The 21,369-nt window shown below is 60.0% G+C and carries 18 protein-coding genes; 7 read left to right on the top strand and 11 right to left on the bottom strand.

The window, feature by feature from the left end; genetic code table 11:
• Positions 1–45: 45 nt before the first annotated feature.
• Both AAE029_RS01180 and AAE029_RS01175 read left to right on the top strand, forming a co-directional pair.
• Entirely contained in the window at positions 46–3,690 is a 3,645-nt protein-coding gene (locus AAE029_RS01180) for a FecR domain-containing protein (protein WP_371070953.1), read from the top strand.
• On the top strand, positions 3,690–5,675 hold the full coding sequence (locus tag AAE029_RS01175) for a CHASE2 domain-containing protein (protein ID WP_371070952.1): 1,986 nt from the start codon (positions 3,690–3,692) through the stop codon (positions 5,673–5,675). Before AAE029_RS01180 ends, AAE029_RS01175 begins: the two co-directional genes overlap by 1 nt.
• Before the next feature lie 171 nt (positions 5,676–5,846).
• Here AAE029_RS01175 and AAE029_RS01170 read toward each other — a convergent pair whose 3' ends face one another.
• From AAE029_RS01170 to AAE029_RS01125, 10 genes are all read right to left on the bottom strand, one after another.
• The gene (locus AAE029_RS01170) at positions 5,847–6,209 is read right to left on the bottom strand and encodes an SPW repeat protein (RefSeq protein WP_371070951.1); all 363 of its coding nucleotides are present in this window, start codon (positions 6,207–6,209) and stop codon (positions 5,847–5,849) included.
• Positions 6,210–6,439: 230 nt separating this feature from the next.
• Positions 6,440–7,867, bottom strand: a complete 1,428-nt coding sequence (locus AAE029_RS01165; RefSeq protein WP_371070950.1) for a gamma-aminobutyraldehyde dehydrogenase — start codon at positions 7,865–7,867, stop codon at positions 6,440–6,442.
• A gap of 13 nt (positions 7,868–7,880) precedes the next feature.
• Positions 7,881–8,696: an ABC transporter permease gene (locus AAE029_RS01160; protein ID WP_371070949.1), complete on the bottom strand. Its 816-nt coding sequence runs from the start codon at positions 8,694–8,696 to the stop codon at positions 7,881–7,883.
• Positions 8,686–9,636, bottom strand: a complete 951-nt coding sequence (locus AAE029_RS01155) for an ABC transporter permease (protein WP_371070948.1) — start codon at positions 9,634–9,636, stop codon at positions 8,686–8,688. The genes AAE029_RS01160 and AAE029_RS01155 overlap by 11 nt, the downstream gene beginning before the upstream one ends.
• The gene (locus AAE029_RS01150) at positions 9,633–10,619 is read right to left on the bottom strand and encodes an ABC transporter ATP-binding protein (RefSeq protein WP_371070947.1); all 987 of its coding nucleotides are present in this window, start codon (positions 10,617–10,619) and stop codon (positions 9,633–9,635) included. Before AAE029_RS01150 ends, AAE029_RS01155 begins: the two co-directional genes overlap by 4 nt.
• A gap of 123 nt (positions 10,620–10,742) precedes the next feature.
• Positions 10,743–11,903, bottom strand: a complete 1,161-nt coding sequence (locus AAE029_RS01145) for an ABC transporter substrate-binding protein (RefSeq protein ID WP_371070946.1) — start codon at positions 11,901–11,903, stop codon at positions 10,743–10,745.
• 122 nt (positions 11,904–12,025) lie between these two features.
• Positions 12,026–12,937, bottom strand: coding sequence for a LysR family transcriptional regulator (locus AAE029_RS01140; protein WP_371070945.1), 912 nt, complete (start codon positions 12,935–12,937; stop codon positions 12,026–12,028).
• Between the two features lie 154 nt (positions 12,938–13,091).
• Positions 13,092–14,060, bottom strand: a complete 969-nt coding sequence (denD, locus tag AAE029_RS01135; RefSeq protein WP_371070944.1) for a D-erythronate dehydrogenase — start codon at positions 14,058–14,060, stop codon at positions 13,092–13,094.
• A gap of 40 nt (positions 14,061–14,100) precedes the next feature.
• Positions 14,101–14,313, bottom strand: coding sequence for a TIM barrel protein (locus tag AAE029_RS01130; protein ID WP_371070943.1), 213 nt, complete (start codon positions 14,311–14,313; stop codon positions 14,101–14,103).
• A gap of 43 nt (positions 14,314–14,356) precedes the next feature.
• Entirely contained in the window at positions 14,357–15,955 is a 1,599-nt protein-coding gene (locus AAE029_RS01125) for an acyl CoA:acetate/3-ketoacid CoA transferase (RefSeq protein WP_371070942.1), read from the bottom strand.
• A gap of 160 nt (positions 15,956–16,115) precedes the next feature.
• On the opposite strand from AAE029_RS01125, the gene AAE029_RS01120 reads away from it, so the two are divergent.
• The 4 genes from AAE029_RS01120 (at position 16,116) to AAE029_RS01105 (ending at position 19,324) form a co-directional block, all read left to right on the top strand.
• Positions 16,116–16,589 carry a MaoC family dehydratase gene (locus tag AAE029_RS01120; RefSeq protein WP_371070941.1) on the top strand — a complete coding sequence of 158 codons (474 nt, stop codon included), beginning with the start codon at positions 16,116–16,118 and terminating at the stop codon, positions 16,587–16,589.
• A complete protein-coding gene (locus tag AAE029_RS01115; RefSeq protein ID WP_371070940.1) occupies positions 16,589–17,290 on the top strand; it encodes a hypothetical protein in 702 nt (233 codons plus the stop codon). The genes AAE029_RS01120 and AAE029_RS01115 overlap by 1 nt, the downstream gene beginning before the upstream one ends.
• 17 nt (positions 17,291–17,307) lie before the next feature.
• Positions 17,308–18,144 carry a fumarylacetoacetate hydrolase family protein gene (locus AAE029_RS01110; protein ID WP_371070939.1) on the top strand — a complete coding sequence of 279 codons (837 nt, stop codon included), beginning with the start codon at positions 17,308–17,310 and terminating at the stop codon, positions 18,142–18,144.
• Positions 18,145–18,229: 85 nt separating this feature from the next.
• Positions 18,230–19,324: a LacI family DNA-binding transcriptional regulator gene (locus AAE029_RS01105; RefSeq protein ID WP_371070938.1), complete on the top strand. Its 1,095-nt coding sequence runs from the start codon at positions 18,230–18,232 to the stop codon at positions 19,322–19,324.
• Positions 19,325–19,427: 103 nt separating this feature from the next.
• Here AAE029_RS01105 and AAE029_RS01100 read toward each other — a convergent pair whose 3' ends face one another.
• Entirely contained in the window at positions 19,428–20,195 is a 768-nt protein-coding gene (locus tag AAE029_RS01100) for a 3-ketoacyl-ACP reductase (RefSeq protein WP_371070937.1), read from the bottom strand.
• Between the two features lie 286 nt (positions 20,196–20,481).
• On the opposite strand from AAE029_RS01100, the gene AAE029_RS01095 reads away from it, so the two are divergent.
• Positions 20,482–21,360 (top strand): shikimate dehydrogenase, encoded by an 879-nt coding sequence (locus AAE029_RS01095; protein ID WP_371070936.1) that lies wholly within the window; start codon positions 20,482–20,484, stop codon positions 21,358–21,360.
• Positions 21,361–21,369 lie beyond the last annotated feature (9 nt).

Genomic DNA, 21,369 nt, shown 5'->3' with positions numbered 1-21,369 from the left:
TACCCCAATTGACTTTTCGATCGCGGCCAGACAAATCCCTCGAACATGAGGGGTGGGTTTACGAGATTCGCGCGTGGGGGCGCTTCTACCGCGCTGGTTGTGTTTTATCTGACGCAACCGGCCGCGGCGGATCCTACTTTGAGAAACGCCAGAGCCGCCGGCTCCGTCATCGACCGCAAGGTCGGCGAGGAAGTCCGCTTCGTCGATCTTTCCAATTGGCAGGATGTCGCTCTCCACCAGGACCTGCTTGGCGGCGACGTGCTGCGCACCAACGCCACGGGCCAGCTCGCCATTCTCTTCGCCGATCACACGCAGGTCCGCCTCGGCCGTAATTCTTCATTGCAAGTCAAACAGATGGCGGTGGCCGGCGATACGATCCTGAACCTTCAATCTGGCACGATGTGGGCTCGTGCTCAGCGCGGCGGCCAGGGTCTGACCGTCGAGACACCGGCCGCCGCTGCGGCAATCCGCGGCACGGACTGGACGCTGACGGTTAAGGGCGACCAGACGTCGCTGATCGTTCTGGAAGGCCGGGTCGAATTGAAGAATGAACACGGCAGCGTCGAGGTCGCAAAGGGCGAAGCGGCAGTCGCCACGATCGGGCAGGCGCCGCGCAAGCTCGTCATCGTCGCGCCTGACGATCGCGAGCAGATGCTGTTCTATCTGACGCTGCGAGGCGGATTCACCTTCATGCCGGCCTCGCCCCTTCCCGCGCGGAAGATGCGCAGTGAACGCGAGCGTATCGAAGCCAAGGCATTGGAGGCAAGAGGCGCCGAAGACTGGTTATCGCTCGCGGAAATCCAGATGACGCTTAACGGCCGCCAGAAGGCACTCGATTCCTTGGCGAGAGCTCGCGCTTTGAGACTCTCCGCGCCACAACGCGCCCGTGCCGACCTGATCGAGGCCCTGATCGCCGGGGCCGAGAAGCGTTACGACGAAGCGGCAAGGCTGTTCGCACGCGCAGAGCCGGCGCTTGATCCGCAGCGGCGCGGTATCGCCGCCTATGGCGCTTACTATTCGCGTTCGCTCATCGATCCAAATCATGTGGAGAAGCCGCCTGAAAATATCAGCGGCCCCTATGCTGCGGTGATGAAGGCTTACACGGCTGGCTTCCTCGAAGATATCCCTGCTGCGATCGAGACGATGAAGCAGGCGGAGGCGCGCTATCCGACAGACCCCACCCTGCCCGCCGTGCGCGCGCAGCTTGCTCTCCTCACCAACGACCGTGTTCAGATGAAGGAGGCGATCGACAGATCGCTGGCGATGGACCCGTTCAATCCTGACGGATTGCAGGCCCGCGCTCGAATGCGCGCCAATTACGAAGGCGACCTTGAAGGCGCTCTCGAAGACCTCAACAATGCGATCAGGATTGCGCCGGGTTCGTCCATGACATGGAACGATCTCGGAATGCTGCAGGATGCCCGCGGCGCCAGCCGCGAGGCGGAAGCCGCCTTCAAGACGTCCATTGAGCTCGACCCCGACGACCCGATCAGCCACGCCAACCTCGCGATCCTTTATCTCGACCAATCCCGGATGACGGAAGCCAAGCGGGAGATCGATTTGGCGCTTGCTGCGGATCCCGCCTTCGACATCGCTCTCCTGGCGCGCGGGCGCTACTATTTGCAGACGGGCGAAATGGAAAAGGCGATCGACGATCTGCTGGCTGCCTCTACCGCCAATCCTGGTTACGCGCCCGCACAACTGGCTCTGGCAGCCGGCCACTATGAAAAGGGCGACCGCGATCCCTCGAATCAAGCGATCGAGAATGCCGACCGGCTCGACAACAACGATCCCGTCATCTCCGCCTTCCGCACCGCCGTCGCCATCGATGACTATGATGCGGATGGCGCGATCAGGTATGCGCAGGAATTCCTGCGCCGTTCCAAGGCGCGCGGCGGCTACTACGGCTCGCTCGGCGCCAACCAGGACGCCGGCTCGACGCTCAACAACGCCTTTCGGCTGCAGGGGTTGAATGCCTGGGGCCGTTATTATGGCGACGTTGTCTTCGATCCGTTTGCCGGCAGCTCATATGTCGACCAATCGATCCGGGGCAACATAAGACCTTTCGTCAACACGGATATCTTCGACGAAGAGATCGATAACTACAAACTCGACCCAAACAGCTTCTCCGCCCTGCTCCAGGGTTTGCTGCTGGATCCGCACATGCTGTCGGGGCGCTCTCGATCGGCAAATCTTCTCCGCAGGCCCTTCCTGGAAGGTTCGCTTGGCGCCGGCGTAACAGGCTCCGCGGGAGAAAACGAACTGATTGGCGAAGCTGAAATTCAAGGCTATGCCAACGAACCCTTTCCCGTTAGCGGCTATGCAAACGTCAAATGGGATCATACCCCATTGGAGGGCGAGTACGGACCACTTGTGGGGCCTGGTAGCTTCACCGGCGATCTTCGCATCCTGTCCGGAAACGCCTATTTGACAGCGACGCCCGACCCCGACAACCGTTTCGTGCTTTACGGGAATCATGCGGACAACAAGTTCGGACAGGATATAAGCGCGCCGCCGATCGGATTGGACCAGGACAGCGAGACGAAAGTCTCGGCAGTTGGAGCCGGCTGGAGCCACACCTTCGGCTACAGAAACGTTCTCAACACGGCTCTGTTCTATACCGATATCAGTTCCGATCTCGACCAGGGATTGTTCGTGTCGCCTGTGCCGTTTCCGATCCTGGAGCGCGTCGCCAACAGCTCGCAGAAGAATTACATCGCCGCCATCAGCCACCTTTATGGAGACGGTGAGTTGACCTGGCGCTATGGTCTTGAAGGTGGATTCATCGACGTCAAGGCCACGGACACGTTCGCTGGTGTCCCTACGACGAGTCCGGTCGACGAAAGAATCAACATCGGGCGTGCTTACGTGGATTTGCTTCACGAGATTACGCCCGACCTCAAAGGCGAATACGCACTCTTCGGAACGCTGACCGATGGCGAGACGACGGATGGCAGCAGGTTCGAGCCACGTTTCGGCTTGGCCTGGGCTCCAATCGAGGATCATTGGCTCCGTGCGGCGTTCATGCGTCAAGGCTTCGATTTCGGCTCACCGACGCTTTCGCCGATCGGCATCCTCGGAATACAGCCGAACCAGGCATTTGTCGGTATCGATGGCTACACGGACACGATTGCCCTGCAGTGGGATGCCCAATGGACTGAGCGTTTCTTCACAAGTGTAGACTACCAGCATCAGGAGATTCACGATCTCGACCTGGCCTATCCCGCAACTGTACCCTTTATCGCCTTTCCGTTCGGGATCAATATCAAGGACGGTCGAATCGACCGCGTGAGTACCACCGCAAACGTCGCCGTAGGTTACGGCTTCGGCCTCTCCGGGACACTCGCTTATGCTGCGTCCAAAGATGAAGATCCGGCAAGCCCCGGGTTTGGAAATTCGCTGCCTTTCGTTCCCGAAAAATCCGGCCAGCTTGCTGTCACCTGGGTGAACGAAGCCAACGTCAAAGTGACAGTGGCCGCCAACTATATCGGTGAGCGCGACGGCGGCGCCTTCGGCCTACGCCTCGACGATTACTGGACGCTTGACGCAAGCCTCGTCTGGGAGCCGTTTGACAAGCGCTTTGCCCTCGAAATGGCCGCGTTCAATCTGCTGGACGAGGATTTCGAGGTGGCACCGGGCGTTCCCGGTTGGGGCCGCACCGTGAAAGGCATCTTCAAGGTCCGCTTCTGATGAACGCCACCTCTGCTCTCAGCCAATCCTCTCGATCGCCGGGTTGGCCTTTCAGCAGTCGCGGTGTGCGCTTGCTCGTCCTGGTACTGGTAACGTTGATTGCGATCTCGCTGCTGTCGCGTCTGCCCGCCTGGCCTCTCGTGGAGCTTCGCTCCTTCGATTACCTATCGACCGTCGACGATCTGCAGCCACCGGAAGGTGGGCCTGTGATCGTTGCGATCGACGAGCCGTCGCTTGCCACCATCAACGCGCAATGGCCTTGGCCACGGAGCCTGCATGCCGAACTGGTTCGGCAGTTGCGCGCTGCCGGCGCCAGAGCAATCGGTCTCGATATCATCATGGCCGAACCTTCCACGCCCGAGAATGATGCGGCGATTACAGCGGCTGTGGGGCCGGACATTGTGCTCGCCGGCGACGAGACGTTGATACAAACGCCGCAGGCTGATCAGCTGGTACGCGCGACGCCCCTGCCACAACTGATCGAAGCTGGCGCAAGGACCGGTATCGCGGCCATCGAACTCGGCGGGGACGGCATCTTCCGCAACATCCCGCTTTATGCAGATGGCTTTGCTGCGACCCTTCTGATGGCCGCTGGTGCGCCTGAGGTAACCGTCCCGCAAAATGCCATGATCCAGTCCTTCGGTCCGGCGCGCAGCTATCCAACCGTCTCCTATTACCAGGCGCTCGATCCACCAAACTACCTACCAAAGGATATTTTCAAGGATCGCGTGGTCCTCGTTGGTCTTAGCCTGCAGAACGCGCCGGAGATCGACAAGGGAGGGGCCGACGCTTTTGCAACGCCCTATACGATGCATACCGGCAAGCTGACCGCCGGGGTCGAAATCCAGGCGACGATCTACGACAATCTCCGTCGCGGCCTTGCAATTGCCCGGACAGGTACCTTGCCGTTCGCCGGATCCATCCTGATCGCCGCGCTGCTTGCGGCGGCGACCGTCTGGAAATCGACCGGTTGGTTGACGGTGGCAGCATCGCTGATCGCGATCTGCGTCTTTGCCGTCGTCAGTTACGCCGGACTCCGTTTTGGCCACATCTTCGTCTCGCCACTCGGGCCGACGGTCGCCTATGCGTCGGTCGCCTTCGGGCAGGCAGCTTTCGACTTCGCCGAGGAGCGCAGGAACAAGCGACGGATAACGCGCGCCTTCTCGCAATATCTCTCACCCGACCTCGTCAAGAGGCTTTCTGACGACCCGTCGCAGCTGAAGCTGGGCGGGGAACGCAGGACGCTTTCGGTCCTATTTTCCGACGTCCGCGGCTTCACCACAATCGCCGAGACCATGAAAGACGATCCGGAGAAACTGACCGGCTTGATCAACCGGCTGCTGACCCCGCTGTCGGACATCGTCATGGATCACGGCGGCACGATCGACAAATATATGGGGGACTGCATCATGGCGTTCTGGAATGCGCCGCTGGATGACCCGGAGCACGCGCTTCACGCGGTCACCGCCTCTCTTGCCATGCAGGCCGCAATCGCAAAGCTGAATATGCAGCTCGAGGCAGAAGCGAAGCGAACGGGGGTGCTGCCGCATGTCCTGAAGATGGGCGTCGGCATCAACACTGGTGAATGCGTGGTCGGAAATATGGGCTCGACACGACGTTTCGACTACTCGTGCCTTGGCGACTCCGTCAACCTCGCCTCGCGCCTGGAAGGCGCCTCGAAGAATTATGGCGTCGCACTGCTTCTCGGCGAGGAGACGGCAAGGCAGGTCAGCGGCACTTATTCTGTCCTCGAACTCGATCGGATCATCGTCAAGGGTCGCACCGAGCCCTCACCGGTTTTCACCGTGGTTCCTGATGCGAGCGAAGAGGCCCTGGGCGCCCATCGGGCCTTTCTCGATGCGAAATATGCAAAGACCCTTACGCCCCTCGATCCTGCCTTCGAAATCTTGTCTGCTGAGATACCATCGCTGGCAGCTTATTACGCGATTGTGCGTGACGGGCTTACATGGCCGCGTGGTGATTAGGCATTCCGAGGAACGAGCGGCAAAGCGACAACCCCCGTGCGTTCGTAGCACAGGGTAAGAGGCACTGCGGGTCCGGCCTTCTCGCAACCAGCCCAGCATATCGCCGAAGAACGGTCACTCACCGAGCCAGCTGTCGACACGCCAGGCCGCAATCAGATCCTTATTTCACCGTCATGCGTGGGCGTGCGGATGCTGTCGCTCGTCCAATACCGCCCAGAGGGCGACCGCAGCGGCAAGCACGCCAAGGACCACATGTGTCCACCTCGCGCTGCCATTCGCCGCGAAGCCGAGGACCCACGGCGAAATGATCACCCAAAGCCCAACCACGAGGTCGGCCCATTCCTCCCATTGAGCGAACATGGCCAGCGTTGCGATTGCCAGGACACCCAGTACGATGCCAGAGATCCAGGCATTCCAGGTAGGCGTGGTATCGACGATGAAGCCCATGACCCAGGGCGAAATGAAGAGGGCGATTGCAAGAACCAGAGTGATCCAGTCCTGAACCTTTTTTCCTTCCATAAGTGAGTTTGGCATAACAAACCTCCACGAATGAAACCTGACCAAAGCGCACATTCATTCTGATGCGCGCCATACATTATAAAATAATTTTATTCGAAAGTTCTTTCAAGATCTTGCGAGGACCGAGGGCGGCTTTTGGGATACGGTTCGATCAGCATCGAAGGTCGGCATCGCTGAATAAACGACGCGAGGCGCGACGAAACGGAATCTCGTCGCGCCCCCAAGCTATCCCTGCATCCCACGCCTTACCCGTGATTGATCATCACGTGCCGGACGGCGGTGTAATCCTCTAAAGCATAGACCGACATATCCTTGCCATAGCCGGATTGCTTCAGGCCGCCATGGGGCATTTCATTGACCAGCATGAAATGCGTGTTGATCCAGGTGCAACCGTATTGCAGGCGAGCGGCCGTCTTCATGCCGCGGCCGATATCCTTCGTCCAGACCGAGGAGGCGAGACCGTAATCGCTGTCATTTGCCCAGGCGACCGCGTCCTCGACCTCGCTGAAGCGGGTGACGGAAACGACCGGACCGAAGACTTCGCGCCTGACGATCTCGTCCTCCTGCCGCGCGCCGGCGATGACGGTCGGCGTGAAGAAGAAACCTTTGTCGCCGGCAACCTTGCCGCCGGTGGTGACTTCCATGTGCTTATGCTCGGCGGCGCGCGTGACGAAGCTTTCGACGCGGTCGCGCTGGCGCTTCGAGATCAGCGGGCCGATTTCGTTCTCGGTGTCGTCGGCCCGATTGAACTTGATGCCGGAGACGGCGGACGAAAGGTCTGCGACGAAGTTGTCGTAAATCCTGGCATCGGCATAGATACGGCAGGCAGCGGTGCAGTCCTGACCGGCATTGTAATAGCCGAAGGTGCGGATGCCGGCGACGACCGCTTCAATATCGGCATCGTCGAAGACGATGACCGGAGCCTTGCCGCCGAGTTCCAAATGCGTGCGCTTCACCGTCCTGGCAGCCGCCTGCAGCACTTTCTTGCCGGTCTCGACATCCCCCGTGATCGAGATCATCGCGATCTTCGGATGATTGATGAGCGCGTTGCCGACCGTCTCGCCCCGCCCGAGAATGACGTTGACGACACCTTCGGGCAGGATCTCCGAGAGCAGCTTCGCCATCTTCAGCGCCGTCAGCGGCGTCTGCTCGGACGGCTTGAAGACGACCGTATTGCCGCCGGCGATCGCCGGTGCCAGTTTCCAGGCCATCATCATCAACGGATAGTTCCACGGCGCGATCGAACCGACGATGCCGATCGGATCGCGACGGATCATCGAGGTATGTCCGGGCAGGTATTCGCCGGCAGCCGGGCCATGCAAATTGCGGACAGCACCCGCGAAGAAGCGGTAGCAATCGACGATCGCAGGCATTTCGTCGTTTAGCACGGCATTGATCGGCTTGCCGCAGTTGAGCGCTTCAAGGGTTGCAAATCCTTGCGCATCGCGCTCGATCGCGTCGGCGACCTTGAGCAGATAGCCTGAGCGTTCGGCGGGCGTCGTCTGCGACCAGGTTTTGAACGCCTTCTCGGCAGCGCCCACGGCGGCGTCGATCTGACCGAGCGAGGCTTCCGGCAGCTTCAGCACTGTCTCGCCCGTCTTCGGGTTCAGAATGTGCTCTTCCGTTTCCGTGCCCGCTTCGAAGCGGGATCCAATCAGCATCGCAGTGTCCATGATGTTCTCCCTTTTATTTGCCGGCTCCGGCGATCTGGTCGCCGTCGCGCGTGAGGTAGTAGGCTGCCAGGATCGGCACGAAAGTGACGAGGACGACGGCCATGGCGACCACGTTCGTGACAGGCCGCTGGCGCGGGCGAATGAGCTCTTCCAGCATCCAGATCGGCAGCGTCGATTGCTGACCGCCGGTAAAGGTGGTGACGATGACTTCGTCAAAGGACAAGGCGAAGGCGAGCATGCCGCCGGCGAGCAGCGCCGTGCCGATATTTGGCAGGATGACATAGCGGAAAGTCTGGAAGCCGTCGGCGCCCAGATCCATCGAGGCCTCGATCAGCGAGCCGGAGGTACGGCGGAAGCGGGCGACGGCGTTGTTATAAACCACGACGACGCAGAAGGTGGCGTGCCCGAGCACGATCGTCCAGACCGAGAACGGAATATCGAACAGGCTGAAAGCGGAGCGCAGGGCAATACCGGTGATAATGCCGGGCAAGGCGATCGGCAGAATGACGAGCAGCGAGATCGCTTCGCGGCCAAAGAACTTGGTCTGGCTGACGGCAGCCGCACACAGCGTGCCGAGCACCAACGCGATTGCCGTTGCGATACAGGCGACCTGAAGGGAAAGCCCGAGCGCCGACCACACGTCCGGTCGATTCCAGGCAATTGCAAACCATTGCAAGGTGAGGCCCGGTGGGGGCCACTGATAGCTTTTTTCCTCCGTCGTGAAGGCGTAGACGAAGATCAAAAGGATCGGCACGTGCAGGAAGAGCAATCCGCCGGCGGCGGAGGCCCTCAGAAGCAACGGGGATTTGCGATCACGGTCAGAGCGCATCGAAAGCCCCCTGTCTTTTCGCGAGCCACAGATAGATGGCCATGATGACGATCGGTACGACCGAGAACGCGGCGGCGAGCGGTACGTTTCCAGCCGTTCCCTGCTGGATATAGACCGCCTGGCCGATGAAGAGGCGCGAGGAACCGATGATCTGCGGGATGATGTAGTCGCCAAGCGTCAGAGAGAATGTGAAGATCGAGCCCGCGACAATGCCCGGCAGCGCCAAGGGAAAAACCACAGTCCGAAAGGTCTGGCGCGGTGTGGCGCCGAGATCGGAGGCTGCCTCGACAAGGTTGGCGGGTACGCGCTCGAGGGCCGCCTGCGTCGGCAGGATCATGTAGGGCAGCCAGATATAGACGAAGACAATGAAAGTACCGAGGTAGCTGACCGACAGCGAATTCCCGCCGACGATGGGCAAGGCAAGGATGCCGTCGAGGAGCCAGGTAAGGTGGAGCTTCTCGAAGAGCCAGGTAAGAATGCCTTCCTTGGCAAGAATCAGCTTCCAGGCATAGATCTTGACGAGATAGCTCGACCAGAGCGGCAGCATGACGCCGAGATAAAAGAGGGCCTTCCATTTTCCCTGTGCGTATCGCGCCGCGTAATAGGCGATCGGGAAGGCGATGAAAGCCGAGGTGATCGTCACGAGCGCCGCCATGGCGACCGTGCGCCCGATGATGTCGAAGTTGCTCGGGCTCAGCAGTTGCGCGTAGGTCGCAAGGGTGAACTCGTAATTCACCATCCCCGAGAAGTCATCGATCGAGAAGAAGCTTTGCAGCAGCAGCGCGATCAGCGAACCGATGTAGATGACGCCGAGCCAGAGGAGCGGCGGTGTCAGCATCAGGAAGAGCAGCAGTTTCGGGTGACGCCAGAAGACATCCGAAAGCCTGCCGGCAAATCCGCCACGAACGGGCAGGATGGATGTTGCAACGACCGTCGTCATATCGGCTCGTCCATGTATTGCACGTCGGCCGGCTGCCAGGCGAGACGGACGGTTGACCCCACATTGGGAACCTCCACCCCCGCGGGAAGCGTGAGATGTAGACGCATGCCCCCGATATCGACCGAAAGACGCGTCGCAGCCCCCAGGAAGCTGGCATTTTCCACCGTGGCCTCCACGCCCTCGCTCGCAAGCCGGATCGCTTCCGGGCGCAGGCTCGCCCAGCATCTCCTGCCGCCAAGGGAAGCCATCAGATCCGGAGCGATCACGTTCGACGAGCCGACGAAATCGGCAACGAAGCGGGTCTTCGGGCGACGATAGATATCCTGGGGCGTGCCTTCCTGTACAATGCCGCCATTGTTGAAAACCGCAACACGGTCGGCCATGGACAGCGCCTCGCCCTGATCGTGGGTCACGAAGACGAAGGTGATGCCAAGCACGCGCTGCAGGCTTTTCAGCTCCTCCTGCATCTGTTCCCGCAGTTTCAGGTCCAGCGCGCCGAGCGGCTCATCGAGGAGCAGAACCTTCGGCTTGTTGACAAGCGCGCGGGCGAGCGCCACGCGCTGCCGCTGACCGCCGGAAAGCTGGCCCGGGCGGCGAGCGCCATAGCCCGGAAGCTTGACCAGCTCTAGCGCCTGCTCGGCGGCTTTGGCCCTTTCAGCCTTGCCGGCGCCCCTGACCATCAGCCCGTAGGCGACGTTGTCGAGGATGCTGAGATGCGGGAATAGGGCATAATCCTGAAACACGGTATTGACGTTGCGGCGATAGGGCGGGATGCCTTCCGCCGTCTCGCCGAAGATCTGGATGCGGCCGCTCGTCGGTTGTTCGAAGCCAGCGATAAGGCGCAGGCATGTCGTCTTGCCGGAGCCGGAGGGGCCAAGCATGGCGAAGAATTCGCCGGGCGCTATCTCGAGGTCGACTCCATCAACGGCCCGAACCTGGCCGAAATGGCGCGATACCTTCTGAAAGCGGACGGCGGATGTCATTGGAATTCCGATATTCATTGTATGGCGCGGTTTTCGCCTTCTGCATTCCGTGGAGAACCTCCCCTCTCCCCGCGCTGCGGAGAGAGGGAGAGAATGACGGGCAATTCGTAGATCAGGCCGGGCTCACCGCCCGCCGATCACGCCGATGTAATCCGACACCCACCGATGGTACGGCACACATTCGCTTTCCGTCGTGCATTTGGCGACCGGCGTCTTCCAGAACTTGATCTTGTCGAAATGGTCGAAGCCGTTGGTATTGCAGCCGGCGTCGGTCAACAGCTCGTTGCCCTTGCAAGCCGCGGGAACCGAAGGCACGGCGCCGAACCAGGCGGCGGCGTCGCCCTGGACCTTGGGCTGCAGCGAATGCTCGATCCACATGTAAGCACAGTTCGGATGCTCGCTGTCGGCGTGCAGCATGGTCGTATCCGCCCAGCCGGTGACCCCCTCCTCGGGGAAGGTCGAGCCAATCTTCTGCTTGTCGGTCTGAAGCAGGTTCACCTGGAACGGCCAGGAGCCCGAAGCGACGACGCCTTCATTCTTGAAATCGTCGATCTGGATCATCGCATCGTGCCAGTAGCGTGAGACGATCTTGCGCTGCCCGCGCAGCAGATCGATCGCGGCCTTGTACTGGTCCTCGTTCAATTCATAGGGATCCTTGATGCCGAGGTCCGGCTTGTGCGCCATCAGATACAAGGCGGCGTCGGCGATATAGATCGGACCGTCATAGGCCTGAACACGACCCTTGTTCGACTTCCCGTCAGGAAGCGTCTGCTCCTCGAAGACAACGTTCCAGCTCGTCGGCGCCTTATCCTTGAACGTATCGGTGTTGTACATCAGAACGTTCGGCCCCCAGAGATAGGGGACGCCGTAATGCACTCCGCCCACGGTATTCCAGGGTGCGTTTTGCAGACGCTCATCGACGTTCTTGAAGCTGGGGATGAGATCGGTGTTGATCGGCTGAACGCGTTTCCCCGCAACGAGGCGCAGCGAAGCGTCGCCCGAAGCGGTGACGAGATCGAAACCGCCCTCATTCATCAGCGAAACCATTTCATCGGAGGTGGCCGCCGTCTTCACCGACACCTTGCAGCCGGTATCCTTTTCGAACTGGGTGACCCAGTCGTAATTCTTGTCGGTCTCGCCGCGCTCGACATAACCGGCCCAGGCAACGATGCTGACAGCACCTTCGCCCTTGCCGAGTTCCTTCAAAGGTTCGGCAGCAATCACCTGCGTCGCAAAACTCGTGCAGGCGAGTGCCGCCGTACAGGATTTCAAGAGATCCATCATCGTCAGTCTCCCGGTTTTCTGCCACTTCAGCGGCATTTTTGTTCCCGGAAGGAAAGGTGACGCGAAAAAGTCGCTTTCGCAAATTCATTTATCAGAAGGGTGATATCGGAATTTCCGATATGTCAGGACCTCAGTCGCCCTGAGCGCATCGCTTCCGCGATCCCCACGAAGTCGCGCGCCGCCTGCGGCAGGCTGGAGCCCTTGCGCCATACCATGCCGACCTGAACGACTGGCAGAGAACCTGAAACATCGCGGCTTTCGATGCGGTCGCCTTCCAATGACCAGGGTCGGTAGACGAGATCTGGCAGAAGAGCCACGCCTGCTCCGGTGGCCACAAGGCTGCGAACCGCTTCCACCGATCGCGTGCGGAAGGCGACATGCGGGCGCGCGCCGAGCGCCGAAAGCAGCTTTCCGGTATTTTCCTCGATCTCGTCGACCGTCAGCATGATCAGCGGTTCCCGGGCGATATCGGCAACCGAGATGATATCGGCCGAAACGAGCGGATGCCCGATCGGCAGCCAGAGGCGGTAGGGCGACGTCTCAAGGATTTCCGCCTGCAGCGCCATGCGGTCGCGAAGGTTGGAAATTACCATGACCGCAACATCCAGCTCTCCGCCCACCAGCAGGTGCTCGAGATAGCTGCCATTGTCCTCTATGGCGCTGATTTCGACGCCCGGGCATGCCCGGCGGTATCGCGCAAGAAGGTCGGATAGCACATAGCCCGCCACCAGCGAGGTAACCCCGATGTTGAGCGTGCCGGTGAGCGCGCTTTGCTGGCCGGCAAAGCTGGTGCGCGCATCGGAGACGGTGGCGAGGATCTTCGTCGCGTGCCGCAGGAACTGGTGACCGTTATGGGTAATCGTCAGGCCGCGCGGATGACGTTCGAAAAGTGCGACGCCGAGGTCCGTTTCAAGCTCCTTCAGCGCCTCGGTCACCGAGGACTGCGAAATGGACAGATTCTGTGCAGCGCGCGTCACCGAGCCTTGCTCGGCGACGGCGACGAAATATTGAAGCTGGCGAAGCGTGAAGGCCATGGCCGGTTAGAGCACGCTGGCCCGGCTGGTTGCAAGCGTCGCGCAGTCTTCCAATCGTGTCATCGCACCTCCTTTGCGGCGATGACACCCAGAAGCATTCCTTATCCTCCGATAATCCTGCCGTCCGGCGATCGTGCAGGGATGGCGGCAGGCGTCAAGCGCGCCCCAGCTCGTCCTGGCAGTATATCTGCACGATTTCGTCGAAACTCTCGTCCGGGGTGAAGCCCAGTTCGAGCGCCCTGCGGGCATCGAAAGCCTTCGGCCATGTACTGACGATGGCATGAATGGTGCCGTCGGGCTCGTGGCGGATCAGCGATACGGCTTTCTCTCCTCCGACCTTCCGCAATGCTTCGATCTCGTCGGCGACCGTTGCGGATACGCCCGGCATCGTCAAGCTGCGGACGGCTAGCTTGCTGCTATCGACTTCGGCCGCCCGCACCAGATATCCGATGGCGGCACGGGGCGATGCGAACCAGTGACGCATGTCGAGAGCAACCGGAAGGACCGCCTCCTCGCCATTCAGCGGCTCACGAATAATGCCTGAATAAAAGCTGGATGCGGCCTTGTTGGGTCGACCGGGCCGAACGCAGATGGTCGGCAGGCGGATGCTAATGCCGTCGATGATGCCCCGCCTGCTGTAATCGGCGACAAGCAATTCACCGATGGCCTTTTGCGCGCCATAGCTCGAAAGCGGCCTCAGCACGAAATCGTCGGGGATGACGTCCGGCAGGGGCGCACCGAAGACTGCCAAGGACGAAGTGAAAACGAAGCGCGGCCGATAGCCCCCGCCGATCGCCCGGATCGCCTCCAATAGTGCGCGTGTTCCGTCGAGATTGACGCAATAGCCCTTTTCGAGATCGGCCTCCGCTTCTCCGGAGACGACCGCGGCGAGATGGAAAATGACGTCCGGCTTCGAAGCAACTATCTTTTGCGCGGCGCCCTCGGCTGAAAAATCCGAGGACAGTACTTCGACACCGAAGTCCCCCTCGGGGGGCACCGGAGGCACGATGTCGTGCAGGACGAACGCTTGGATCGGCTGACCGCTCAACGCCTTGTTCTCCACGAGCCGATCAACGAGTTTACGCCCCAGCATACCGGCAGCGCCCAACACAGCAACACGCATTAGAATTTCCTCAGTTCGTTCGAAGCCATTTCAATTTCTCTCAAGCCGGATCAATCCGGTCGATCCACGACAAGACTATCGTCGTGTCGGCACGCGGCTTGTATTCAGGTCCTATCAGGCCCTGATAACCGATTGCATCAAGCGTCCGCAGGACACGGACGAGATTGATTTTGCCATCGTCCAGCTCCGTTCGGTCGGGCACGGATGCGAGCTGCACATGACCGATAATCTCGGCATGACGTCTGAGACGCATGGTGAGATCGCCTTCCGAGGCGCGAAGCCGTCTTCATCTGAGATCACGTTCCCGTCCGGCGAATGGGCGTTTCGCTTGCCTTCGCTCGGTTGCTTTCAATGTCCGAAATAAGATTCATCGCCTCCGGCCGGAAAAGACGCGCGTCCATGAGTTTCAGGTTCTGGGATATCCTGGGCCTGAAGGCCATGTAAGGATGGATATCGCGCTCGATATCAATCCCCGGCGCGATTTCGACAAGCTCCAGACTGCGATCGATGACGCGGAAGACTGCCCGTTCCGTCACGAAGAGCGCCGTCCTGCCCTGTCGTTCGGCAAACTCGGCATTGTAGCAGATCTGCTCGATACTGCTGACAAACTTCCTGTGGCGTCCCTCCTGGGCAATGGCTAGCGTTCCGTCGCCGGTCTTCAATTCGAGCCCTCCCGAGGTGAAGGTTCCGCTGAACACGACGTGCTTGGCATTCTGGCTGATGTTGATGAAACCGCCGACGCCGACGATCTTAGTCCCGAAACGGCTGATATTGACGTTGCCCATTGGATCGACCTCGGCAAATGAGAGGAAGGCAATGTCGAGACCGCCGCCGTCGTAAAAGTCAAACTGATATGGCTGATCGACGATCGCATCGTAATTCTGCGAGGCGCCGGAATCCGGACCGGTAAGTGGGGCGCCGCCGATGAAGCCCTGCTCATTCGTCAGCACGATGTGATCCAGGATCGCCTCTTCCGAAGCGACGGCCGATATGCCCGTCGAGATGCCAGCGCCGAGATTGCAGATGGCGCCGGGAACAATTTCCATCGCAGCTCTGCGAGCCACAATCTTCCGATGGTCGAACGGCAGGCGGCGCAGTGCATGCAGCGGGACCCGCAGTTCGCCGGAATAGGCCGGATTATAGTCGGTGGCGTAGGTCTGTCGCTGCTCGGGATCGACAACCACATAATCGACGAGGATACCGGGGATCTTCACGCTCTTGGCGGGCAACGTTCCCCGCTTCGCCATTCGCTTGACCTGGACGATGACGAGGCCTCCGTTGCGACGCGCCGCCTGCGCGGTCGAAAGCATTTCGCCGAAGATCGCTTCGTGCTCCATGGTAATGTTGCCATCCTCGTCCGCCGTCGAGCCTCGCAGGAATACGATGTCGAGCGGAAACGGCTTGAAACGAAGGTATTCCTCGCCGTCGATTGTCATCAGTTCCACCAGATCTTCCTTCGCGCTCGGACTCTGGCGCCCACCGCCTTGCCGGGGGTCGATGAAAGTGTGGAGACCGGTCTTGGTGATCAGCCCTGGCCTGCCGGCAGCCATATCCCGCATAATCTGCGACAGGACACCCTGCGGCAACGTATAGGACTGAATCCTATCACGAGCGGCAAGCTCGATCAGCACCGGCGAATCGATCAGGGCGCTGGTAATGGAGCGTTTAAGCATGCCCTCATGATGGAAGCGGGCAGCGCCCTTTGCTGCACGATCTCCGAGGCCGACGACATGGATAAGCGTCAGCCCCTTTGGTGCCGCGGTTTTCAGATACCGTGCCTCGATGGCCTCCAGCACAGCCTCGGGTATGGCATGTCCGCCGCCCGAGCCGCTTACGAGAATGCTGTCGCCATCACGGACGAGCTTTGCCGCTTCTTCAGCAGTGATGAGTTTCATCGCAGGATCCAACCAGATGTGAGCGCAATATTCGGCTTGCGGCATTGACCGCCAAGCAATTCAGTTGTAACCGGATACATATTCGGTTGATGAAGGCCTTGTCAAGGCGCTCTACGGCCCATCCAAAAGCCGCATACAAATCATGGAGGATCTATAGACGATGACATCTGGTTTGGATTTTGTTGAGATTGATCAGTCATTTACATTTGCTAAGACCGTTGGCGAGACGGATATCGTGCTGTTTGCGGGAATTACTGGCGACTTCAGCGACACGCATGTAAACGAGCAATATATGCAGGAGAAATCGTCCATCGGGAAACGCATTGCGCATGGCGCATTGACGGTCGGATACATGTCAACGGTTTCAACGATCAGCATTGCTCACATCATCCACAAGGAGGGGCTCACCGATTTTCCAGTGTCGGCAGGCTATGACCGGGTCCGGTTCCTCAAGCCCGTCGTCCTGGGAGATACGATTACGGCGCGCTACACCATCGCATCCATCGACAAGGAGCGGGGTCGCAGCGTCGCGAAGGTCGAGGTCTTCAACCAGAAGAACGAACTCGTTGCCGTCAGCGAACACATTATGCGCTGGGCCAAGAAGCTTTCCTCCTCAGCGCAGGATCCGGCGTGATGGCTCTCGCAGGAACCGCAGTTCTGGCGATCTGGAACGGGATCGCGCCCGAGGCAGAGGAAGAGTTCGTCGCTTGGCACGTCCGCGAGCACATCCCGGAGCGCGTCGGGCTTCCCGGCTTCCTTCGCGGTCGCCGATATGTCGCCACCGAGGGGCATCCGAAATATTTCAACTTCTATGAGACGGAGACCATAAGCGACTTGTCCTCTCCGGCCTACCTCACAAGATTGGACTCGCCGTCGCCCTGGACCAAGGCGGTGGTGGCGCATTTCACCGACACCTCGCGGACAATCTGTAAAGTGGCACTGAGCAAGGGACAGGGCGACGGAGCAGCCATGATGACCGTACGGTTCTCTACCGCGCGCGAGCCGCAATCCTTCATCGAGCGGCTTCAAGCGACAGCGGATAAAGCCCTGGGAATTGCGGGTATCGTCGGATTTCATCTGCTACAGGGCGACAGCGCTGCCAGCAATCGGCAGACGGCTGAAAAGAAGCTTCGCGACAGGGCTGACGAAATCGCCGCATGGATCCTGCTGATCGAGGCCGTCGATCTGCAGGCGCTCGAACGTCTGGAGAAGAAACTGTCGCTTGGCGAGGTTCTCACTGGACATGGCGCCGATCCTGAGCAGCGCGGCGGAATCTATGCGCTGCAGTATGCTCTTTCCGCGTCTCAGCTTCCCCCAAAATTCCCAGATCGATAACAGCGAGGAACATAACAATGAAACTGGTCCGCTTTGGTCAATCAGGGCAGGAAAAGCCTGGCGTCCTGGACGGCGAAGGCCGTATTCGGGACATCTCTTCCATCGTCAAGGACGTCACGGGCACGACGCTGGGCGATGGACTATCTGCAAAACTGATAGAGGTCGACATTGATGCCCTGCCTCTTGCTCCGGAAGGCGCGCGTCTCGGTCCATGTGTCGGCGACGTCGGCAACTTTATCGCCGTCGGCTTGAACTACGCCGACCACGCCACCGAGACCGATGCCGCGATCCCGAAGGAGCCGATTCTATTCAATAAGGCCCGCTCCTGCATCGTCGGCCCGTTTGACGACGTCGTTCTGCCTCCCGGCTCGGTCAAGTCCGACTGGGAGGTGGAAATCGCTTTCGTCATTTCTCGCAGAGCGAGCTATGTGTCTGAGGCCGAGGCACTGGACCATGTCGGCGGCTATTTCATCTGCAATGATGTTTCCGAGCGTGAATATCAGCTCGAGCGAGAAGGCCAGTGGGTCAAGGGAAAATGCTGCCCGACCTTCGGGCCGATCGGCCCGTGGCTCGTCACGCCGGACGAGGTCGGAGACCCGCAGCAGCTTTCCCTGTGGCTCGAAGTCAACGGCGAGCGCGTCCAGAACGCATCGACCCGCACAATGATCTTCTCCATTCGCACGCTCGTCTCCTATCTCAGCCAGTACATGATCCTGGAGCCGGGCGATATCGTCACGACCGGCACGCCTCCGGGCGTTGGGCTTGGCATGAAGCCGCCGCGCTACCTCAAACGCGGCGACACGATGCGATTGGGCGTGGAGAAACTGGGCGTCCAGGAACAGAAGGTTGTGTAAACGCTTGCATGTGGCAGTTGCCGGGATATCGTGATTGCCATAACATCCCGGCTTCCCACAGTTCAGCTTCAGGCAGATACCACTGATGGCACAACAATCCGCCCGAATAAGGACGGCAAATTCCAGGAAAAAGGCCCCGAAAGACCCGGAGCGGGTCAAGACCGGCGGCGGCGTTGGTCTGCGTGACGTCGCCCGGGCCGCCGGCGTATCGACTGCTACCGTCTCGCGCGCCATCAACCGGCCGGAAGTCGTTTCCGAAGAGCTGCGCACGCGCATCACCGCGGTGATCGACCATCTCGGATGGGTTCCGGATGCGGCCGCCCGCGCCCTGTCCACCCGACGTTCCAGAGCGGTGGGCGCGGTATTTCCGACGCTCAGTCACGGCGACTTCGCGCGCACCGCCAATATCCTGCAAAGCGAGCTTCTGATCGAGGGCTACACACTTCTTCTTGCTTGTTCCGAGTATGATCCGGAACAGGAACTCAGGCAGGTCAAGAAATTCGTCGAGCGCGGGGTGGATGGGATCGTTCTTGTGGGAAACGAGCACCATCCCGAGCTTCAGAAGTTTCTCGATCGGCAGAACGTCCCCTCCATCAACACCTTTGTTTACAGCAAGGAGACGCACGGACGCTCGATTGGGCCGGACAATCGCAAGGCCCTCAACGACGTCACCAACTACATGATCGGTCTGGGTCACAGGCGTTTCGGAGTCATCTGGCAGTCCACGGTCAACAATGATCGCGCGGCCGAACGCCTCGCAGGCGTCGGCGACGCCCTGAGCGCGCATGGCCTTACGGCCTGGCCCTATCAGATGGCAAAGGAACTCGCCAGCATATCAGAAGCCAGGACGCTGTTTCGCCGTGTCATGAGCGGCTCGCCGCGTCCGACGGCCGTTATCTGCGGGAATGCCTATCATGCAGTCGGTGCCGAACTTGAGGCGCTTGCGATGGGGCTCTCCATCCCGCGCGACGTCTCGATCGTCGGCTATGACGACATCGAGATCATGACGGAACTGCCGGTGCCGATCACGACGGTTCGCGTACCGAGCGACAAGATTGGCCAGCGGGCGGCGCGCTATATTCTCGGGCGAATATTCGGGCGGCAGGAGGAAACCCAGTTCGAATGCAGCCCCGAGATTATCTTTCGGGCATCGACGGCTGCGCCCGGCGCCGAAAAATAGCATTCGCTTGTAACCGATTACGAGGATCCGCAGGTACTCCACGGCAACCGAACGCGGAACCTGCAGTCAGCAGGTCCGAAACACCTGAGCTTGTCAAAGCCATCTATACCCTGTGGAGTTGAAGACCTCCGGCGATATCGATCGACATCCCGGTGGCATAAGGAAATGCGCCGCTTGCAAGTGCGGCGATGGCCGCGGCGACATCTTCCGGCTCGCCCCAACGGTTCATCGGTACACCGCCGTCATCGATGAGCCCGTCGTACTTCTGCTTCGCACCGGCCGTCATCTGCGTTCTGATCACCCCAGGCCGCACCTCGTGAACCATGATCCCCCGCTCCGCCAGACGCGCGGCAAACAGCTTCGACATCATGGCAAGTGCTGCTTTCGACATGCAATAGTCTGCGCGATTTTCGCCCACGACATCGGCATTGATCGACCCGACGGAGATGATCGACCGATACCCGCCATCGTCAGCGTGCGTCAGCATACGTCTGGCAAATGCCTGAGTGAGAAAAAATGTGCCGCGAAGATTGACCGACATTACCCTGTCGAAGCTTTCGGGCGTCAGATCCAACATGTCTCCACGCATCAGCGAGGTAACGCCGGCGCAATTTACGAGGCATATTGGTTTCGCCACGGCCGCAACAATGGCAGCATGCGTCGAAATGTCTGAAATATCGGCCTGCAGATAGCCTATCCGGCGTTGCCCCGAAGGCAGGCCATCCTCAAGACTGACGACCGTAACATCAAAACCGCGCGCGTCGAGCGCCAGCGCCGTCGCCCAACCGATCCCGCTTGCGCCACCGGTGACGACCGCATGACCTCGTGATCCCGGACTCGGTGCGGGGCCATCGCTGTAACCAGATGACATTTTGAATTCCTCCTTGGACATATATTTCCTCCATACCGACTAGAGTACAAACGCGTTCTCCGGCGCAGAGCCATGCCAAAATCACCCAAATTCCGGCAAATGTTGGCCTATAAATATAATATTTGGCTGTTAACCATCAGTTCGCGGCCACAGTCGCATTGAACTGCTTGACATAAACCATCAGCCATGTAAACGGATACATAAGTTACATGAGCTTCATCGAAAGCGGTCGCCACGATAGGGCAATCGCCGATTGGCAAGTGTCGATGCTTGGGCGGAGGATCCCTTGGAAGAGCGTTCAATCATGGTAAACGCGAGTTCTGCGCGAAACGTCGTGATCGATGGCGCAACGCGATTGTTAGCGATCGTTGGAGATCCGATCGCACAGGCACGCTCACCAGCCCTTTACAATGCGAGAATTGCAGCAGCCGGAGTGAACGCCGTGATGGTGCCGTGGCATGCGCCGACACAGGATTTCGAGGCGGTTATGCGCGGGCTCCAGGCAACCGCGAATCTGGATGGCATCGTCATTACCTATCCATTCAAGCAAAGAGCCCTGCATCTGGCGATGCGGGTCAGCGTGATGGCCGGCCGCATCGGCGCCGTGAATGCGCTTCGCCGCGAACAGGACGGCAGCTGGACCGGCGGAATGTTCGACGGCGACGGCCTCATCGAGGCCATCGAGGGTTTGGGCCGCAGCGTCAGCGGAAGCCGGATCAAGCTCCTGGGCGCCGGCGGCGCCGGCGGTGCGATCGCCCACGCTGTCGCCGAACACGGCGCGGCAAGCCTTTCCATCTTCGACACGGATCGGTCTCGTCTTTCAGCTCTGGCGTGCGATTTGGCCAGCTTCTATCCCGCATGCCAGCTCGAGGTGGGGCGACCGGAGATCGGAGATGCGGAGATCCTGGTCAATGCAACGCCGGTCGGACTGGATCCGCAGGACGGGCTTCCGGTCGATCTTCCCGACCTGACTTCCAAGGTTGCTGTTGTCGACATCGTGCCGCGCAAGGAAGGTACCGCCTTGCTTGCCTTGGCGGCAAGCCTCGGATGCCCGCATGTCGGTGGAGCAGCCATGGTGCAAGGCCAGGCGGGAATCGTTCTCGATTTTTTCGGAATTGTCACGGGCGGGCGGGCGTCCGCGCATGCCGGCACTGAATTCGCCTAGGGAGAAAAT

The sequence above is a fragment of the Sinorhizobium sp. CB7 genome (assembly GCF_041357635.1).
Classification (GTDB): Bacteria; Pseudomonadota; Alphaproteobacteria; order Rhizobiales; family Rhizobiaceae; genus Rhizobium.
This window is presented reverse-complemented; position numbering and strand designations above follow the sequence as displayed.

Coding starts and splice junctions, on each gene's coding strand:
- AAE029_RS01170 (WP_371070951.1), bottom strand. CDS start 6,209: ATGCCAAACTCACTTATGGAAGGAAAAAAGGTTCAGGACTGGATCACT.
- AAE029_RS01175 (WP_371070952.1), top strand. CDS start 3,690: ATGAACGCCACCTCTGCTCTCAGCCAATCCTCTCGATCGCCGGGTTGG.
- AAE029_RS01125 (WP_371070942.1), bottom strand. CDS start 15,955: ATGAAACTCATCACTGCTGAAGAAGCGGCAAAGCTCGTCCGTGATGGC.
- AAE029_RS01145 (WP_371070946.1), bottom strand. CDS start 11,903: ATGATGGATCTCTTGAAATCCTGTACGGCGGCACTCGCCTGCACGAGT.
- AAE029_RS01100 (WP_371070937.1), bottom strand. CDS start 20,195: ATGTCATCTGGTTACAGCGATGGCCCCGCACCGAGTCCGGGATCACGA.
- AAE029_RS01115 (WP_371070940.1), top strand. CDS start 16,589: ATGGCTCTCGCAGGAACCGCAGTTCTGGCGATCTGGAACGGGATCGCG.
- AAE029_RS01180 (WP_371070953.1), top strand. CDS start 46: ATGAGGGGTGGGTTTACGAGATTCGCGCGTGGGGGCGCTTCTACCGCG.
- AAE029_RS01120 (WP_371070941.1), top strand. CDS start 16,116: ATGACATCTGGTTTGGATTTTGTTGAGATTGATCAGTCATTTACATTT.
- AAE029_RS01130 (WP_371070943.1), bottom strand. CDS start 14,313: ATGCGTCTCAGACGTCATGCCGAGATTATCGGTCATGTGCAGCTCGCA.
- AAE029_RS01160 (WP_371070949.1), bottom strand. CDS start 8,696: ATGCGCTCTGACCGTGATCGCAAATCCCCGTTGCTTCTGAGGGCCTCC.
- AAE029_RS01110 (WP_371070939.1), top strand. CDS start 17,308: ATGAAACTGGTCCGCTTTGGTCAATCAGGGCAGGAAAAGCCTGGCGTC.
- AAE029_RS01165 (WP_371070950.1), bottom strand. CDS start 7,867: ATGGACACTGCGATGCTGATTGGATCCCGCTTCGAAGCGGGCACGGAA.
- AAE029_RS01140 (WP_371070945.1), bottom strand. CDS start 12,937: ATGGCCTTCACGCTTCGCCAGCTTCAATATTTCGTCGCCGTCGCCGAG.
- AAE029_RS01150 (WP_371070947.1), bottom strand. CDS start 10,619: ATGACATCCGCCGTCCGCTTTCAGAAGGTATCGCGCCATTTCGGCCAG.
- denD (WP_371070944.1), bottom strand. CDS start 14,060: ATGCGTGTTGCTGTGTTGGGCGCTGCCGGTATGCTGGGGCGTAAACTC.
- AAE029_RS01155 (WP_371070948.1), bottom strand. CDS start 9,636: ATGACGACGGTCGTTGCAACATCCATCCTGCCCGTTCGTGGCGGATTT.
- AAE029_RS01105 (WP_371070938.1), top strand. CDS start 18,230: ATGGCACAACAATCCGCCCGAATAAGGACGGCAAATTCCAGGAAAAAG.